Annotated in this window: 12 protein-coding genes and 1 pseudogene; 8 read left to right on the top strand and 5 right to left on the bottom strand. The window is 60.8% G+C overall.

Annotated features, from left to right (window positions below; all coding sequences use genetic code 11):
• Nucleotides 1-297: 297 nt before the first annotated feature.
• From prmC to VMU57_RS04145, 3 genes are all read left to right on the top strand, one after another.
• Nucleotides 298-1,152, top strand: a complete 855-nt coding sequence (prmC, locus tag VMU57_RS04155; RefSeq protein WP_325381080.1) for a peptide chain release factor N(5)-glutamine methyltransferase — start codon at nucleotides 298-300, stop codon at nucleotides 1,150-1,152.
• Between the two features lie 174 nt (nucleotides 1,153-1,326).
• A complete protein-coding gene (locus VMU57_RS04150; RefSeq protein WP_325381078.1) occupies nucleotides 1,327-4,755 on the top strand; it encodes a carboxypeptidase regulatory-like domain-containing protein in 3,429 nt (1,142 codons plus the stop codon).
• A gap of 163 nt (nucleotides 4,756-4,918) precedes the next feature.
• Nucleotides 4,919-6,763, top strand: a complete 1,845-nt coding sequence (locus VMU57_RS04145) for a glycoside hydrolase family 35 protein (protein ID WP_325381076.1) — start codon at nucleotides 4,919-4,921, stop codon at nucleotides 6,761-6,763.
• Between the two features lie 63 nt (nucleotides 6,764-6,826).
• Here VMU57_RS04145 and VMU57_RS04140 read toward each other — a convergent pair whose 3' ends face one another.
• Nucleotides 6,827-8,479: a DHA2 family efflux MFS transporter permease subunit gene (locus VMU57_RS04140; protein ID WP_325381074.1), complete on the bottom strand. Its 1,653-nt coding sequence runs from the start codon at nucleotides 8,477-8,479 to the stop codon at nucleotides 6,827-6,829.
• Between the two features lie 74 nt (nucleotides 8,480-8,553).
• Nucleotides 8,554-9,873, bottom strand: coding sequence for a hypothetical protein (locus VMU57_RS04135; protein WP_325381072.1), 1,320 nt, complete (start codon nucleotides 9,871-9,873; stop codon nucleotides 8,554-8,556).
• Between the two features lie 373 nt (nucleotides 9,874-10,246).
• Here VMU57_RS04135 and VMU57_RS04130 point away from each other — a divergent pair, with 373 nt between their 5' ends.
• Complete coding sequence (locus tag VMU57_RS04130; RefSeq protein WP_325381070.1) at nucleotides 10,247-11,026, top strand: zinc ribbon domain-containing protein; 780 nt, start codon at nucleotides 10,247-10,249, stop codon at nucleotides 11,024-11,026.
• Between the two features lie 36 nt (nucleotides 11,027-11,062).
• Nucleotides 11,063-11,590, top strand: a complete 528-nt coding sequence (locus VMU57_RS04125) for a 5' nucleotidase, NT5C type (RefSeq protein ID WP_325381068.1) — start codon at nucleotides 11,063-11,065, stop codon at nucleotides 11,588-11,590.
• Nucleotides 11,591-11,634: 44 nt separating this feature from the next.
• On the opposite strand, the gene VMU57_RS04120 is transcribed toward VMU57_RS04125, so the two are convergent.
• The gene (locus VMU57_RS04120; RefSeq protein WP_325381066.1) at nucleotides 11,635-12,561 is read right to left on the bottom strand and encodes a LysR substrate-binding domain-containing protein; all 927 of its coding nucleotides are present in this window, start codon (nucleotides 12,559-12,561) and stop codon (nucleotides 11,635-11,637) included.
• Nucleotides 12,562-12,645: 84 nt separating this feature from the next.
• On the opposite strand from VMU57_RS04120, the gene VMU57_RS04115 reads away from it, so the two are divergent.
• The gene (locus tag VMU57_RS04115; protein ID WP_325381064.1) at nucleotides 12,646-13,209 is read left to right on the top strand and encodes a GNAT family N-acetyltransferase; all 564 of its coding nucleotides are present in this window, start codon (nucleotides 12,646-12,648) and stop codon (nucleotides 13,207-13,209) included.
• Nucleotides 13,210-13,405: 196 nt separating this feature from the next.
• Here VMU57_RS04115 and VMU57_RS04110 read toward each other — a convergent pair whose 3' ends face one another.
• Nucleotides 13,406-13,843 (bottom strand): DUF2251 domain-containing protein, encoded by a 438-nt coding sequence (locus VMU57_RS04110; RefSeq protein ID WP_325381062.1) that lies wholly within the window; start codon nucleotides 13,841-13,843, stop codon nucleotides 13,406-13,408.
• Between the two features lie 81 nt (nucleotides 13,844-13,924).
• Between VMU57_RS04110 and VMU57_RS04105 the strand changes: the two genes are divergently transcribed.
• A complete protein-coding gene (locus tag VMU57_RS04105) occupies nucleotides 13,925-15,127 on the top strand; it encodes a hypothetical protein (RefSeq protein ID WP_325381060.1) in 1,203 nt (400 codons plus the stop codon).
• A gap of 116 nt (nucleotides 15,128-15,243) precedes the next feature.
• The gene (locus VMU57_RS04100) at nucleotides 15,244-17,001 is read left to right on the top strand and encodes a L,D-transpeptidase family protein (protein ID WP_325381058.1); all 1,758 of its coding nucleotides are present in this window, start codon (nucleotides 15,244-15,246) and stop codon (nucleotides 16,999-17,001) included.
• A gap of 18 nt (nucleotides 17,002-17,019) precedes the next feature.
• Here the strand turns inward: VMU57_RS04100 and VMU57_RS04095 are convergent.
• Nucleotides 17,020-17,536: pseudogene (locus VMU57_RS04095) on the bottom strand (carboxypeptidase regulatory-like domain-containing protein); the annotation flags it as partial.

Genomic DNA, 17,536 nt, shown 5'->3' with positions numbered 1-17,536 from the left:
AAGGGTGGGAGCGTAAACTCCGGCCATGCAAGCCCGCGTCTCGACCTAAGGGAAGGTCTGATTGAGTCTTCGAGCATTCCCTCAGCGGCTAAAGCCGCATTGCAGACAAACCACTTGCGGCACGGCTGAAGCCGTGCCCTTAACAAAACCGGACTTAATCAGAAGTTCCCTAAGAAGCAACCCAGCATAGGGCACCTCCACTCTGCTGCGCTCCGGTCGAGATGATATGTGCGATTTCGCGGGCAGACGGTCATTCTTCGGCCTGCCGCGAGACAATAGCTGAGAGCACCCAGCAAGATGACCTTTCGACAGGCCCTAACCTTCGCCACCAACCAGTTCTCTGCCAGCCCGCATCTCTGCGACCACGCCCATCGCGATGCGGAACTTCTGCTGCTGCACGTTCTCCAAATCGATCGCGCTACCCTGCTCGCCTATCCCACGCGCCCGCTCACTGAGCAACAACTCGCAATCTACCAAGCGGCAGTTGATCGACGTCTTAGCCACGAACCTATCCAATACATCACCGGCCAGCAGGAGTTCTTCAGCCTCGCGCTCAAAGTCACCCCGGCCACCCTCATCCCACGGCCCGAGACCGAGCACCTGGTCGAGGCCGTCCTTGAGCGACTTCCTGCCGACCGGGCTCTGCGTATCCTCGACATTGGCACCGGGACCGGGGCCATCGCGCTGGCGCTGGGCGCTCATCTTCCGCTGGCGCAGTTGACCGCCGTTGACCTCTCCGCCGAAGCTCTTGAAGTGGCCCGTGAAAATGCCGCAACCCACCATCTGGAGACCCGCGTCCACTTCCTGCTGTCCGACCTCTTTGCCGGTCTTCCGGCAATAGACCAGACCGCTGCCTTCGATGCGATCGTCAGCAATCCTCCTTACATCCCCGAGAGCGACCGGGCGGAGCTTCATCCCCAGGTCCGCGACTTCGAGCCAGCCCAGGCCCTGTTTGCAGGCAGCCGGGGGCTCGACATCTACCGACGCCTCATTCCCCAGGCTTATGTCGCGCTCAGGCCGGGCGGGATTTTGGCCCTCGAAATCGGCCACGGCCAGAGGGATGAACTGGCGATTCTTCTCGAAAGCTGGAACAATGTGGCATTTCTGGACGATCTCCAGCAGATTCCCCGGGTCGCCCTCGCGCAAAGATAATTCTGGGATTCTGGGCAAGGTCCCATGATTACAAAATAGGTTCCAGTCAAGGAATAATTTCGATTGACAGTCCTTTAACCCGCCGCCTATATTCCTCAAACACCCCTAAACGAGCCTTTCCAGTTTGCCAAACAGGCAGGGGTATTACGCAGCATTTTTTTGGAGGTCTTACCAATGCAACATCTAAAATCACCCGGTATCTTCGCGAAGCGTCTCTACTCGTTTCTTATGGTTACCGCCCTTCTTCTTGGCACGTCGTTCTTCACCCACGCGCAGACTGCCGGAACAGCCAGCATTCAGGGTACGGTTACAGACCCCACCGGGGCGGCCATTGCGAATGCAAAGGTGACCTTCACCAATACCGGCACCCATGCCAGCCGCACGACGGCCACCGATGGTTCCGGCATCTACAGCCTTCCCAACATTCCGGTAGGAGCTTACAGCCTCTCGATCGCGGCGCCGGGTTTTCAGGGCTACACCCGCACCGGCGTTCTCGAAGTCGGCAACAACATCCAGGTCAATCCGGCCCTGACCATCGGCAGCTCGACCGAGCAGGTTGAGGTACAGGCCAGCGGGGCCACGCTCGAGACCGAGACCAGCAGCTTCAAGCAGGTCATCGACCAGAAGAGCATCACCGAGCTTCCTCTGAATGGACGCCAGGCCACGCAGCTCATCCTGGTCTCAGGCGGCGCCGTCACGGCTCCCTCCGGCGACCTCGTAGGCAGCAAGAACTACGCCAGCTCGACCGTCATCGCGGTCGCCGGCGGACAGGGCAACTACAACAACTACGTGCTCGACGGCGGCAACAACGTCGATGTCTTCACCAACGTCAACCTTCCCTATCCCTTCCCGGACGCGCTTCGCGAGTTCTCGGTCGAGTCCAACTCCCTGCCTGCTCGCAACGGCCTTCACCCCGGCTCGCTGGTCAACGGCGTCACCAACTCCGGCACCAACCAGTGGCACGGCACCGTCTTTGACTTCATCCGCAACAACTACCTGAACGCGACCAACTTCTTTTCGACCAAGAAAGATACTCTGCACCGTAACCAGTTCGGCGGCACGGTTGGCGGCAAGATTCTCACCGACAAGCTGTTCTTCTTCGGCGGCTATCAGGGCACGCGCGAGGCGCAGTCCAGCAACGCGACCCAGGATTGCATTCCCACCGCGGCCGAGCTGACCGGCGACTTCAGCCAGATGCCGACCACCGGAAGCTGCGCCCAGGCCAAGATCACCGGTTCGCTGGTCGATCCATCGACCGGCGCGACCATCAATACCACCAACCCTTCTGCTCCGGACTATCGCAAGATTCCCACCAGCAGCATCAGCCCCCAGGCCGTTGCCCTGGCCAAGCTGCTGCCTAACTCGCAGGCAAACTCCATCGGACTCATCCAGGTCGCGCTACCCGCGATCGACCGCGAGGACCAGTACATCGGACGTGTCGACTTTGCGCTCAACCAGAAGCATTCGGTCTTCTTCCGCGCCTTCGTCACCAACTACTTCGCGCCTGCCTTCTACCAGCCCAACAACCTGCTGCTGACCACCACGGCAGGCAATGACGAGCGGGTGATGAACTACACCCTCGGCGACACCTACATCCTGTCGGCACGGCTGGTGAATACGTTCCACGGCAGCTACGCCCGTCGCCGCGACAACCGCGGACCTACGGCTGGCGGCATCAATGCCACCGATGTGGGCGTCAACATCTATAACTACGTTCCGGCGGACTTCCGTCTCTCGGTCAGCAACAACTTCTCCATCGGCTGCGGAACCTGCTCGCCGGGCTTCTTCAATACCAACACCGAGGACTTCACCGACGACGTGGACTACCTGCTGGGCAAGCACCAGATCGCCTTTGGCGCCGAGTACATGCGCGCCGGACAGAACAGCAACGCAGGATATCTGCAGAACGGCAACTTCAGCTTCAACGGCGGCCTGAGCGGTATCAATAACAAGAACGTCGGCGAGCCGCTGATCGATTTCCTGACCGGCCAGCAGAACGCCTTCAGCCAGAGCCGCGCACAACTCACCAATTATCGTCAGAACATCTATGGCGTCTATGTCCAGGACACCTTTCACGCCACCCAGCGCCTGACCCTGAGCGCAGGTGTGCGTTGGGAGCCATACCTCGTTCCGACCGACCAGAAGGCTCGCGGCAGCTCGTTCAGCCAGACCGCCTTCGATGCCAACCAGCACAGCACGGTGTATCCGCTTGGACCGGCGGGCTCGTTCTACTACGGCGACCCCGGCATCCCCAAGTCCTACGCTCATAACAGCATGGCGCGCTTCTCGCCGCGTCTCGGCCTTACGCTCGATCCCGCGGGCAACGGCAAGACCGTCTTCCGCTTCGGCGGAGCGATCATGTACGACTCGCCCGGTCTGTTCGCGCTACAGCGCATGACCTCCAACCCGCCCGTCGTCAACGAGATCGACCTTACCGGTCAGATCAGCTTTGCCAACCCGTGGGGCAACTATCCCGGCGGCAACCCGTTCCCCGGCATCTTCCCGCCGAACGCCAGTTCCACCTTCCCTGCCGGTTCGCTCTACATCGTGACACCTCTCAACGTGAAGACCCCGGTCGTCGACCAGTGGACGGCGAGCGTTCAGCAGGACCTCGGTCACGGCTGGACCTTCTCGCTCAACTATCTCGGCAACAAGAACACGCACCTCTGGCTGGGCAACTCGCCGAACGCCGCGGTCTATATCCCCGGAACGTGGACCGGCGTCGGTACCTGCGGCGCGCTGACCACCTCTCCCGGCAACGGCAAGCCCTGCTCGAGCACGACCAACACGGCCAACCGTACCCGGCTGGTGCTCGAAAACCCCACCCAGGGCGCGTTCTACAACGTTGGCATGACGAAGCTTTATGACGGCGGCAACTCCAGCTACAACGGAGTCATCGCAGCCGTCCAGCACCGCATGTCGAAGGACTTCAGCTTCCTCGCCAACTACACCTGGTCGCATTGCATCAGCAACGGCGATGCCAACGGCGACGTCACCGGGCCCTCGTTCGAGAACCCGGCCGATCCCAACATGGACCGCGCCAACTGCGGCTTCGACGTGCGTCACATCTTCAACACGACGTTCATCGCCTCCAGCCACTTCTCCAGCCTGCATGGATGGGCCGGGGCTCTGGTCAACAACTGGCAGATCGCTCCGCTGGTTCGCGTACTCAGCGGCGCAGTCCTCAACGTCACGACCGGCACCGACAACTCTTTGACCGGTGTCGCGCTCGATCGTCCTAACCTGGTCAACGCGCAGGCGGTCTACTCGCACAAGAAGATCACCCAGCTTGCGGCCGGCAACCGCCAGTATCTGTCGGCCAAGACCGCTGGAGCCTTTGCGGCCAACGCGACCGGGACCTTCGGCACCCTTGGACGCAACGCCTTCCGGCAGCCAAACTACTACGACGTGGACGCGGCCATCACCCGCACCTTCCCCGTCTATGACCGGGTAAACTTCAACCTCCGCTTTGAAGGCTTCAACGTCCTCAATCACCCCAACTTCAACGGCTTCACCACCGCCCTCAACTCCAGCCAGTTCGGTTTCGCCACCAAGGCGGATTCCGCGCGTATCTTCCAACTGGCGGGCAAGTTCACCTTCTAACCTCAACGCTTCAACCAACCATGAAAGGCGGCCAGCGATGGCCGCCTTTTGCATTGCCCGATTGTGTCCCTTCCAAAGGCCGTCTGTTTAGAATGGCAATGTCTTGCCAATGCCCGCCTGTGGCCTGTCTACTGAATCCCATGGAACCATCGAGGTATCTTCTGTGCGCTTAAAACTCTCGCTTCTTCTGCTGCTGCTCTGCTCGGTCTCGACGCTGCGCGCGCAGGATCGAACGACGCATACCTTCACCGTTCAGGGCGACCACTTCGCGCTCGACGGCAAGCCCTTCCAGGTCATCTCCGGCGAGATGCACTATCCGCGCATCCCCCGGGCCGACTGGCGGGCCCGCTTCAAGATGGCCAAGGCAATGGGGCTGAACACCATTACCACCTATGTCTTCTGGAATGAGAATGAGCCCAGGCCCGGCGTCTTCGACTTCTCCGGCAACAACGATGTGGCCGAGTTTATTCGTGAAGCCCAGCAGGAAGGCCTCTACGTCATTCTCCGTCCCGGCCCCTACGTCTGCGCCGAGTGGGAGTGGGGCGGCTATCCCCCATGGCTGCTGAAGGACCACAGCATGGTCGTCCGCAGCAGCAACCCGAAGTTCATCGCCGCGACCAGGCAATGGATCGACCGCCTGGGCAAGGAGCTGGCTCCGCTGCAGATCGGCAACGGCGGCCCCATTATTCTGACCCAGGTGGAGAACGAGTACGGCACCTATGGCAACGACCACGCCTACATGGAGCAGATCCACAAAATCATGGTCGACGCAGGATTTACCAAGTCGCAGCTCTACACGGCGGACGGCCCGGAGCAGGTTCCCAATGGCTCCCTGCCTGAGCTTCCGGTCGGTATCAACTTCGGGGGAGCCGATGCAGATGCGGCGCAGAAGGCGTTCGACGTGCTCAAGAAATATCGCCCCAACGGCCCCTTCATCAACAGCGAGTACTGGGCCGGATGGTTCGATCACTGGGGCAGCAAGCATGCCCACACCAACGCCGCCAACGAGGCCGCGAACCTCGACTGGATGCTGCGCCAGGGCTACTCGGTCAGCATCTACATGTTCCACGGCGGCACCAGCTTCGGCTGGATGAACGGCGCCAACAGCAATGGCCACGGCAGCTACGAGCCCGACGTGACCAGCTATGACTACGACTCGCCGCTCGACGAGAGCGGACGTACCACGGCGAAGTACTTTACCTTCCGCGACGTGATCTCCAAGGCTACCGGGGTAACTCCGCCTGCGGTTCCTGAAGTCGCCGCGCCCATCAGCGTCCCTGCCGTCGCACTGACGGAGTCGGCCTCGCTGTGGGACAACCTGCCCGCGCCTGTCCACTCCAAACAGGTGCTGAGTATGGAAGATGTGGATCAGGCTTACGGCTATATCCTCTACCGCACCCACCTCACGCAGGCCGTCGCCGGTACGCTTGCACTCGATGAGCTGCACAGCTATGCGCAGGTCTACCTTGACGGCAAACTGATCGGCACGATCGACCGCAGGCTGAAGCAGAACACGCTGGCACTTCCGGCAGGCAAGTCCGATTCGCAGCTCGACATTCTGGTCGAGAATACGGGCCGTGTGAACTTCGGACCCGCGATTACCGGCGAGCGCGCCGGTATCACCAGGCAGGTCACGCTGAACGGGAGGCCGCTGATGGGATGGGAGATCTATTCGCTGCCGATGACGGCGGTGGACAAGCTGCCCTACTCTGACAAACCCTGCTCGGGAGCTTGTTTCTACCGGGGAAGCTTCGATCTCGCCGCCACGGGAGACACCTTCCTCGACACCGGGGAGTTCACCAAGGGTGAGCTTTGGCTGAACGGCCAGCCGCTGGGACGCATCTGGAACATCGGGCCGCAGCGAACGCTTTATACGCCGGAGTCATGGCTGGTGAAGGGCAAGAATGAGGTCGTCGTCTTCGATCTGCGGGGTGAGTCGGGACACTCGGTTCGCGGGCTGGATAAACCTGTGCTCGATGCTCCCAATCCTCCTTCTGCGAAGGATTGACTTCACCTGAAAGAGCAGACAAAGGCCCGGCAACGCTGCCGGGCCTTGTCTTGTTAGCTGGCTTTAGTGACCGGCTGACTTGCTCGCATGTTTGGGTGGTCGCGGAATCAAGAACAGCAACGGCAACATGCAGGCGCAGAAGATCGCGAGGTATTGGATGATGTCGAGGTAAGCCAACATCGCAGCCTGACGGTGAAGCTGGTTGTAGATGTAAGCCTGCGCCGAATGGACGGCCTGGAAGCCCTTGCCGAATGAGCCCTTGAGAGCATCCACCTGCGCGTTGAAGGCCGGGTTGGCGGTGGTGAGGTTACGCACCATGTTGTTCTCGTGCGTGGCGGTGCGGCGCAGCAGCATCGTCGCCATGAATGCCGTACCGCAGGAGCCGCCGATATTACGGGCGAGATTGGTCAGGCCGGAGACGTCGTTGTTCTCCGACTGCTTCACCCCGATGTAGGCAATCGTATTGATGGGAATAAAGAGGAACGCCAGCCCCGAGGCCTGGAAGATACGGAGGAAGGCGAGGTACTTGTAACTGACGCCGAGGTTCAGCGTATGCATCTCGACCAGCGCCGAGGTAAGCATCAGAAAGCCGAAGGCGATGAGCTTGCGCGCATCGACCTTGCCTGAAAGGAAGCCGACGATCGGCATCATGGCCATCATAATGAAGCCTGCAGGAGACAGCACCAGACCGGCAAGCTCGGCGGTATAGCCCAGCAGCGTCTGCACGAATTGCGGGATCAGAACGGTGGTGCCGTAGAGCGCGAAGCCGAGCACGAACATCAGCAGGAAGCTGATCGCGAAGTTGCGCCGCTTGAAGAGCGTCAGATTGAGGATGGGACGGTGGCCGATGCGAAGCTGCCGCAGCTCCCAATAGATCATCAGGACGAAGGCGACCACGCAGACGATGGCGAAGAAAGTGATGAGGTGCGAGGAGAACCAGTCGTCCTCCTGGCCCTTATCGAGCAGGAACTCCAGCGAGCCGAAGGTGAGGCCGAGCAGACCGAAGCCGAGGAAGTCGAGCTTGATGCCGCCCTTCTGTGACTCTTCCACCTGCTTCTTGACGTAAGGCGGATCTTCGACGATGCGCGACGTGAGGAACAGCGACAGAATGCAGATGGGGATGTTGAGGAAGAAGATCCAGCGCCAGTCGAAGCGGTCGGTGATGTAGCCGCCCAGCGTAGGCCCGATGGCCGGTGCGACCACGACCGCAAGCCCGTACATGGCGAAGGCCTGGCCGCGTTTTTCGGGTGGGAAGGTGTCGGCCAGAATGGCCTGTTCGGACGGAGCCAGACCGCCGCCGCCCGCGCCCTGCAGGATGCGGCAGAAGACGAGGATGGGCAGCGAGGGGGCCAGCCCGCAGAGCATGGAGCTGACACCGAAGAGCGCGACGCAGATCATGTAGAACTTCTTGCGTCCGATGAAGGTGGTCATGTACGCGCCAGCGGGAAGAATGATGGCGTTGGCGACCAGATAGGCGGTGAGCACCCAGGTGGCTTCGTCCTGGGTCGAGCCAAGACCACCGGCAATGTGCGGCAGCGCCACGTTGGCGATGGAGGAGTCGAGCACCTCCATGAAGGTGGCGAGCGTGACCGTCATGGCGACGATCCACGGATTGATGCTGGGCCGCCAGGGCCGCTCTTCCGAGTGTTCGGAGCGGTCTTCGGCGTGACGCGCTTTAGATTTCGCGCCGGGTAGATCGATTGTGGTCGTAGCCATGAATGAAGATTGGATTGCCAGAAGACAGGCGCGATTCAGAGAATTCACGCCTGTTTTCGCGGGGGTACGTTAGGTTAGCGGGCGTTGGCCGGAAAGTTCTGCGCGTAGGTATCGCGTGGAAGCCCCTCGGCGCGGGCTTTGCGCCGGAAGGTCATCGCGGCATCGCGGTCCATGCCTCCACCGACGGTGACGAGATAGGGCGCATGTCCTTTAGGAGCAAAGACTTCGGGGTTGAGAGCAGGGTGCTTGCTCAGGATCTGGGCGACTTTATCCTGCGCCTGGTTCTGATGGTTGTAGGTGTAGGCTACTACTCTCCATTGCGTACGAGCGCCCGTGGCAGGAGCGACCCTTTCGCTGGAGGCGACGGAAGTTCCTGAATCGGAAGGAGTTGACGCTCCCACGGCAGAGACGGTCGGGGAGGTTTGCGATGCCTGGCTGGGCATGGTCGCCAAAGTCGGAATCGGGGCGGGAGATTTGTGCAGGAAGTGCCAGCCGATGAAGATAGCGAGGATGAGGGCGGCGGCGATGGTCGTCCAGGGGAGAATACGGCGCGGCTCGTCTTGAGTAGCTACCGGAGCAACGAGGCGGGATGGCTGCTGGGGTGCCGGCTTAGACGTGCGGATGGTCGATTCTGCGTAAGCTTCTGATTCCTTGGTAGATGCAGTTGGCCCAGACGGCGCTGAGGGCGCTGTCTGCTTTGGAGTCGCGGCAGGTACGAAGGTCGCGGCAGGCGCAAGTGCGGCGGCGATTTGCGGAAGTCCCCAGGCTCCGCTGAGACCGTTGGTGACGATCTCGTGGAAGGGCGCTGGCAGGGTGGTTCCGGCCGGAAGCCTGCGCTGCAGCGTCAGAGCCTGAAGCAGGACCGTCGCGAGATCGCGGACGTCGCGGGCCTTCGCTTCGGCGGCCTCCGCGCCTTCGGGAGCCTCGCGAATGCAGTCGCTGCGGAGCTTGATGACCTCGCCGACGGCAAGCACGTAGGCGGCCTCGAGGTGCTCGTGGACGAGGTTGCCGGTGTGCAGGGCCTCGAGCGCGGGCACAAGGCTGATGGCGAGCTGCCGGGTCTCCTGTGCGGTGAGCGGGCGCTCTTTGAGGATGTCGGCGAGGCTGGCATCGGCTGGCTCCATCACGGCATAAAGAAGGGCGGTTTCGTCGAGGGTGGTCTGTCCGAATTTCTTGAGCTTGATGAGGTTTGGCTGGTCGACTTTGGCGACGGCGCTCCACCGGCTGAGAATCTCAGGCTCGTCGAAGTGGGCCTCGATGAGGCGGATGACGGCGGGGGCGCCGGAGCCATTGGTCGTTGAAAAGAAAGCGCTTCTGCCTTCGGGTTCAAGCAGTTTTTTCAGCGGGAATTGGTCGGCGACGATTCTTCCTTCATACTCGTTCCAAAGTTGCATCTGGTTTCCAGTCCTGGGGATTTGTGGCAGGCAAGTGGGACAGTTGGCGCAAGGTACGCCGAAGAGCCGGCGTTGCGCCTGCTCCATAGGACTTATTATCCTCCATCGGAGTTGTGTCCTCCATTGACGGAGATGGTGCGGATTTTTCCGGCAGGAAGATGATTTTTGTGCGGAGAGATAGAAAGAAGAGACAACGGTAAGAGCAACGCCGTCTCTCCACTGTGCTGCGGTCCGGTCGAGATGACGTTATTTTTAGATAGGCGAGGCTTTAAGAAGCGGCTTTTGGGACAAATCGTGGTGCCGGACTTCGTGTTTCCCTCGGGTCTGGTTCTGCGTTGCCTTGATGGAGTCTAATGAGGGAAAGGAAGTGTGCATGCATCCGGATCTTGAGAAATTGATTGTGCTGCAAGGCCTCGATGTGGAGGCGAAGCGTCTGCGTGACGAGATGACTGCGCTGCCGAAGCGGGTCGCGGAGCTGGAAGCGAAGTCCAAGGCGGTCCAGGGGCAGCGCGCGGTGGTGCTCGACCTGATCGCCAGGGAAGAGGCGCTTCGGCGGCGGCAGGAGTCCGACGTGAAGGACCACCAGGCGAAGATCGCTCGCGTTCGCAAGCAGATGGACATGGCGACGACAACGGCGCAGGTGACAGCGTTCGAGCACGAGATCGGCTTTGCCCAGGGCGAGGTCAGCCGACTGGAGGACGCCGAACTGGAAAGCATGGAGCGAAGCGAGGCTTTGGATGCGCAAAAGGCCCTTGCCGATGACGCCGTTGAGGATGCGGCGAAGACGCTGGAGCGCGAGCGGCTGCGGGCAGCGGAGACGATTGCCAAGGACAAGGCTTCGCTGGCTGAAGTGGAGCAGAAGCGGACGGTGCTGCGTCCGGAGATCGGCGAGTCGTCGCTTTCTAACTATGACCGGATCGCCAAGGGCAAAGGGACCGGGCTGGCCGAGGCGCTGAACCAGAAGTGCATGGCCTGCCAGATGATGTTGCGTCCGCAGCGCTGGAACGATCTGCGCGACCGCGGCAATGACGATGACATGATGGCGTGCGAGAGCTGTGGGCGGCTGCTGTATTATGACCCGGCGAGGGACGCCCCGCAGCGGAAGACAGTGCCGGTGGAGAGTATCGCGGCTTCGATTGTTCGGTCGCTCTAGGGGAAAACAAGCAGCAGGAACGAAGGGTGTGGGGCTTTGAAGCGGATTTGTGTGGACATGGATGAGGTCATGGCGGATGCGGTAGCCGAGCATCTGCTGCGCTATAACCGCGACTACGACGAGCAGCTTACGGTTGCCGATCTGGAAGGCAAGTGGCTTTGGCAGGTGGTGTCGAGCGACCGGCACAATGCGCTTGAGGCTTATCTGCGGTCGGAGGACTTTTTCGAGAACCTCGACGTGATGCCGGATTCGCAGCGTGTGCTGAGGAGGCTGCAGCAGAGCTATGAGGTATTTATCGCCACGGCGGCGATGGAGATTCCAACCTCGTTTGCGCAAAAGTATCGCTGGCTGGAGCGGCACTTTCCGTTTATCTCCCCCGCGCAGATCGTCTACTGCGGGGACAAGGGGATTCTGCGGGCGGACTACCTGATCGACGACAATCCCCGTCAGCTGCGGCGGTTTGAAGGCACGGGGATTCTGTACAGCTCGCCGCATAATGCGATGGTCGAGGGTTTCGAGCGAGTGAAGAACTGGCTTGAGGTGGAACGGTTTTTTCTGGGATAACGCTGACGCCGCTGCATCGTTGATGCAGGAATTTTCAGCAGCCTTTATTGCGTGCTTTGCTTGATGCGGCGTGCAGCGCTGCGGAAGCTGGCTCGCGCGATCTCCGCAAAGGCCTTTACGATGGCGCGGCTCTCGTTGGACTGGAAGGCGAGTTCGATGTCGCTGTTCACCTTTGCGCCGCGCAGGTTGAGACAGACGATGTTGGGCGCGGCGATCTGGCGGACACAAGCGGGCGCGATGGTGACGCCCAGGCCCGCGCCCACCAGCCGCAGGATAGTAAGCCACTGCGGCGCCTCCTGCACGATGCGCGGACGAAAGCCATGCTCCTCGCACAGTGAGATCGACTTCTCGTACGCGAGCGTGCCTGCAATGGGCGAGAAGTAGACGAAGGGCTCGTCACGCAGATGCCCGGCAGAGATGCTGGTTCGCGTGGCCAGCGGATGGGTGTGCGGAAGCACGGCGACGAAGGGCTCGGTGAAGAGGGTCTCGGTGACGATGCCTTCGGTGGGGTCGCCGTCGCGGAGAAAACCTGCGTCCAACATACCCCGGAGCAGCGACTGCACCACGCCCGAGGTGTAGGTCTCGCGCAGTTGCAGCTGCACCTTGGGATACTGCCGGCGGTACTGGCCCAGCATGGCCGGCAGCGGCGTCAACATGCTGGAGCCGATGAAGCCGACGCGGAGCGAGCCCACATCGCCGCGACCGATGCTGCGCACCTCTTCCATATCCTCCTTCACGTTGCGCAGGGTGCGGCGGGCGGTCCCGAGGAAGACTTCACCGGCAGCAGTGAGCTTCACCGTGCGCGAGGTGCGCACAAAGAGGGGATAACCGAGGATCTCTTCGAGCTTGCGGATCTGCTGCGAAAGCGGCGGCTGGGCGAGATGAAGCCGTGCGGCGGCGCGTCCGAAGTGAAGCTCTTCGGCGACGGCTACAAAGTACCGGAGATGGCGAAGTTCGATGTCGCTGTCCATAGAAGGAAACTTCGATCAATACTTTTTACATCATAATCCGGACAAACAAGATATTGGACATATGGTTTGGGGCGACTTAGTTTGATGGCTAAGGGGACTTTCAATATGCCGTTCGCTATCGACCTCGCCGACATCCCTGACAGCGCTTCGAGAGAGAATACTTCCATGCCTGTCGATACTCTTCAGCTTCGCCCGTTCAAGCTGGCCGATGCCGCAGCCTTGCGCGCGCTGAACGAGGCGTGGATCGAGAAGCACTTTGGCCTGGAAGAACTGGACCGCGAGATACTGGGCAACCCTATCGGCCACATCATCGAGCCGGGCGGATTTATCTACATGGCCTGCATCGATGGGCGTGCGGTGGGCTGCTGCGCGCTCATCCCAGAGGGAGCAGGCGTCTATCAGATAGCCAAGATGGCGGTCGACGAGCAGCATCGCAGGCGCGGAATCGGCCGCAAGCTGTTGAGCCACGTCATTGAAGAGGCACGAGCGGCCGGAGCGACGCTGCTGACGCTCGAGAGCAGCGATAAGCTGACCAGCGCCGTGCATCTGTACGAGTCATTAGGATTCCGGCATCTGCCGCCAAGGCAGTCGCCTTTTGTGCGGGCGAATGTATTCATGGAGCTTTCGCTTACGCAGAAGCGTGATTGATGCCGGAATAGAACCACTGGAGAGCGTCCACGGATCGACGTGGACGCTCTTTTTTTGAAGCTGTTGGCACGATGATTGGAACCAACAACAGCCGGAGCAAAAGCGGAAATACAGGGGTCTCTCCGCTACGCCACGCGATGAAGCTGCGTGGCTCCGGTCGAGATGACGTGGTTCTCTCGAATTTCTAAACGGATTTTCAAACGTAGAGCGCGGACTCGAAGCGTTGCAGGGCGGCATCGGACCAGGCGTGGGTGGATTTGCGCCAGGTGTCGCCCTGCTCGGCCATGAAGTTGGGGAAGTCCATGCGGCAGTAGCCGCAACGGGCCTGAAAGTCGAAGAGCGCCTGGGCCGTGCCATCGAGATAGAGGACCGCCTGGAAGCCGTCGCGCGACCACTCGATGGTGGCGATGCGTCCGGCTTCGGGGCGCTCGAGCTCCGCGTCGCTTTTGGCGAGGGCGGCAACGTTGTAGATAAGCATGGCGTCGAGGATGCTGTGATCGTGCTTCTCCTGCGAGCGGTCGCAGGCGTAGAAGTAGCCCGCAACGCCCTCGTCCTCGAAGACGACGGTCCACGGGACGGTGGGGGAGTTGACAGAGAGAAAGGCTCGGCCGGGGGTGAAGGAAAGCGACTGCATACTCTCACGATACGATAAATGCAGGGAACAGGGCTCAGGGAACAGGAAAGACAAAGCGGAGGTTTGGCAGGTGCGCAGAGGATGAGGCTTTTGAAGATTCAGATTGGCCGACCACAGCGGCTGGCTGCGATGCTGCTGCTGTTATTTCTGGCGCAGAGTCTTTGGGTGGTACATCATCAGGAGCTCTCGGAGCATGACTACCGCTACGCACGGTGCGGGCGCGAGATGTGGGAGCGGCCTTCGCCGCTGGCTGGATACTTCACTACGTGCGGAAATCTGGGTGGAGATGGCACTTTCGCTTACCGGGTGGCGGGATTTCCGCTGACGGCGCAGCGGCTGGTGCTGCTGGGCGTGGACAAGCTGCGCAGTCCGGAGAACCGGTTGTATACGGGCAGCTCGCTGAATGGATCGACCTGGGAGGCAAGGCACGAGATTGGCAGCGTGAAGTATCTGCTGCACCTTCCGTTCATCTTCTTTGCGATGTGGCTGGGAGTGGGCCTGTGGTGGGTGACGCGGCGATTGTTTGGCAATGAAGGCGCGTTCTTCGCGCTGGGGATGTACTGCTTTTGTCCGGAGGTAGTGCGGTTTTCCGTGACTCCGAACAACGATGTGCTGGCCATGTGGGGGCTGTATGGGCTGGTATATACGGCCATGGGCGTCGCCCACGCCATGCAGGGTCCCAGGCCGAAGTGGAAACCAAGGATTGCGTTGTTGACGGCAGCGCTGGGATTGACGGCGGCGGCGCATCTGCTGGCGGCAATGTTTGGCTTTGTGGCGGCGCTGGCGCTGATGCTGTATCTGGCGGAGCGGCGGCGCAGCTACGTGATGCAGATCCTGGTCTCTGCAGCGGTGGGCGCGCTGGTGATCCTGTTTGGATTTTATGCGCTTCGGCTTGCGCCGTTCAGCTATGTCTTCACCGGAGGCGCGGGTCGGTTCTGGTTCTCGCTCGACGGTGTGCGGCGGTTCTTTGGCAGCGTGGCGAACGGGCCGATCGTGGTGGCGACGGGCGTTGCTGCCGTGTTGTATGCGGGGATTCGGCGCTGCCGCTACTTCGGCAATACAGCTCCGCTGGTGATGGCGGCGCTGCTGTTTCCGCTGGTGACGACGCAGGTGGTGACGACGCCGTGGCTGTGGGCGCTGCCGTTTCTGCTTACGTTTCTGGGGGGCGTGTTCTCGGACGTGTATGAGACGCGATACCGAAAGATGTTTCTCTGGCTTACGGGCATGGTGCTGGCGACGCAGGCAGCGATTTGCCTGACGATGCTGCCGGGAATCGCGCAGTAAGGGACCGACACGAGCCCGCTGAGTATTATTACGGACTTTGCATCTAACGTTTTGAGAAAAGTCCTGCATAATAAATCGGCACCCAAATTGGCTGCCTGGAGGGTGGTTCCGCAGCAATGATCAGAGTCTCGGTTCGCAGGGTGGGTACGGCATGTGTTCTTGGCGCGTTGCTGATGGTGGGGGGATGCCGTCGGCATCGCAAGTCGACCTCGGCTGAAAATACGACGGACTATGCGGGAAATCTGCAGGCGCTGGTGGCGACGAAGAAGCTGCCCAGCCTGCGCTGGCCAAATTTTTCGGACTATCAGACCGCCGTCACCACGTTCTACGACGACCGCAACTACGAGCTTGCGTGGACGCGCGATGGCAAGCCCACGGCGACCGCCTTGGCATTTATTGCCCAGTTCAAGGATGCCGCCGCGAAGGGCTTGAACCCCGAGGACTACGACGCTTCGCTATGGGCAGGGCGGGTGCAGAAGCTGGCGGGAAAGCCGGCGGACGCAATCTCGGAGTTCGACGTTGCGATGACGGTGAATGTGATGCGATACATCTCCGACCTGCGGATCGGGAGGGTGAATCCATCGCACTTCAACTTCGACATCAATGTGCAGTCGAAGAAATATAACCTGGCGGAGTTTGTCTCCGACCACGTTGTCGACGCGACTGAGGTGCCGAAGCTGATTGCCGGAGTGGAGCCGGATTCGGAGCAGTACCGACAGACAGAGGCGGCGCTCGGACACTATCTCGATCTGGCGAAGCAGCAGCAGGACGATGACGCGCAGCCGCTGCCGATGGTGGAGAATGCGGTGGCGGTCGGGGAGCATTATGCCGCGGCTCCGGAGCTGCTGAAGCGGCTGCGACTGGAAGGCGATGCTCCGGCGGAGGACGCCACGTCTGACGACAAGCCGGTGCCTCATACCTTTACCAAAGACCTTTCGGAGGCGGTGAAGCACTATCAGCATCGGCATGGGATTGAAGAGAACGGCAAGCTGGGGCCGCAGACGGTCAAATCTCTGAATGTACCGCTGACCGAGCGGGTAGTGCAGTTGCAGGACGCGCTGGAGCGTTGGCGGTGGCTGCCGGACCAGTATGTGAACGCTCCGCTGATGGTGAACCTGCCGGAGTTTGTGCTGCGTGGATACGGGCCTGATCATAAGCTCGACTTCAAGATGAAGGTGGTGGTCGGCAAGGTGGTCGGCGAGCACCAGACACCGGTGTTCGCGCACATGATGCGGTATCTGGTGTTTCGGCCATATTGGAATGTGCCGGTCGATATAGCAAAGAAAGAGTTGGCCCCGCACATCGCCGCCGATCCCGGATACCTGGAGAAGCATAACTTCGAGGTGACCAACGGCAAGCACCAGGTACTGACGCACTACACGGCCAAGCAGGTGGGCCAGGGCGGCGTGCTGGTGCGCGAAAAGCCGGGGCCGAAGAACTCGCTGGGGCTGGTGAAGTTCATGTTCCCCAACCAGTACGACATCTATCTGCATTCGACGCCAGCGCCATATCTGTTCGACCGTTCACGGCGCGACTTCAGCCACGGCTGCATTCGCGTGCAGAAGCCCGCCGACCTGGCGGTGTGGGCGCTGAACGGACAGTTGGACAAGGACAAGCAGCCGTGGGACATGGACAAGGTGCAGACCGCGTTCAACAATGAGACGCAGAACAATCGAACCGTGCTCTTGAAGACGCCAATTCCGATTGTGATTTTTTATGTCACGGCAGAGGTGGAGGATGATGGCGAGGTTCACTTCTTCGACGACATCTATGGCTATGACGCCGACCTGCAAGGCGTACTGGCTAAGGGACCACCGTACCCGGCGAAGCCGGAGCCGGTGGTCCCCAAGACCCAGCCTGGAGATACGGTTTAAGCTGCGCTGTCGCTTCTTCTACCTACTGAGGCGAACGGCGAACTGCACGACGCGCGGGTCGGTCGTTGTGCTGGTGATGCTGCCGAACGCGGCTGACCCGAAGCTTCCGTTCGGCTGCGAGAACTCGGGCGTGTTGGTGATGTTGAAGAGCTCGCCACGGAACTCCATGTCGGTTTCACCGGGCAGCCTGGTGTGCTTGATGAGCGCAATGTCGAGATCCCTGTAAGCAGGTCCGCGCACCGGATTGCGAGAGGCATCGCCGATGACGAACTGCGGGACGGTGGCAAAGGCGCTAGTGTTGAAGAACTTCGCAGGCGTTCGCTTTTCGGCTGCAAGGTTCGGCTTGCCGACGAGGTTTGGCCGCTGCAGGGCGAATCCTGCGAAGGCATTGTTATTAGTCGCCTGCGTCACGGTCACCGGCATCCCCGATTGCAGCGACATAATCGCGTTGAGCGCCCAGCCGCCGAGCAGCGCGTTGCCCATTCCGCCTGAGGCAAACCTGTGGCCGCGCCCGACCGGCAGATCGTAGATGCCG

It is taken from the genome of Edaphobacter sp., assembly GCF_035532915.1.
In the GTDB taxonomy this organism is placed as follows: domain Bacteria; phylum Acidobacteriota; class Terriglobia; order Terriglobales; family Acidobacteriaceae; genus Edaphobacter.
This window is presented reverse-complemented; position numbering and strand designations above follow the sequence as displayed.

Coding starts and splice junctions, on each gene's coding strand:
- prmC (WP_325381080.1), top strand. CDS start 298: ATGACCTTTCGACAGGCCCTAACCTTCGCCACCAACCAGTTCTCTGCC.
- VMU57_RS04150 (WP_325381078.1), top strand. CDS start 1,327: ATGCAACATCTAAAATCACCCGGTATCTTCGCGAAGCGTCTCTACTCG.
- VMU57_RS04140 (WP_325381074.1), bottom strand. CDS start 8,479: ATGGCTACGACCACAATCGATCTACCCGGCGCGAAATCTAAAGCGCGT.
- VMU57_RS04135 (WP_325381072.1), bottom strand. CDS start 9,873: ATGCAACTTTGGAACGAGTATGAAGGAAGAATCGTCGCCGACCAATTC.
- VMU57_RS04130 (WP_325381070.1), top strand. CDS start 10,247: ATGCATCCGGATCTTGAGAAATTGATTGTGCTGCAAGGCCTCGATGTG.
- VMU57_RS04120 (WP_325381066.1), bottom strand. CDS start 12,561: ATGGACAGCGACATCGAACTTCGCCATCTCCGGTACTTTGTAGCCGTC.
- VMU57_RS04115 (WP_325381064.1), top strand. CDS start 12,646: ATGGCTAAGGGGACTTTCAATATGCCGTTCGCTATCGACCTCGCCGAC.
- VMU57_RS04110 (WP_325381062.1), bottom strand. CDS start 13,843: ATGCAGTCGCTTTCCTTCACCCCCGGCCGAGCCTTTCTCTCTGTCAAC.
- VMU57_RS04105 (WP_325381060.1), top strand. CDS start 13,925: ATGAGGCTTTTGAAGATTCAGATTGGCCGACCACAGCGGCTGGCTGCG.
- VMU57_RS04100 (WP_325381058.1), top strand. CDS start 15,244: ATGATCAGAGTCTCGGTTCGCAGGGTGGGTACGGCATGTGTTCTTGGC.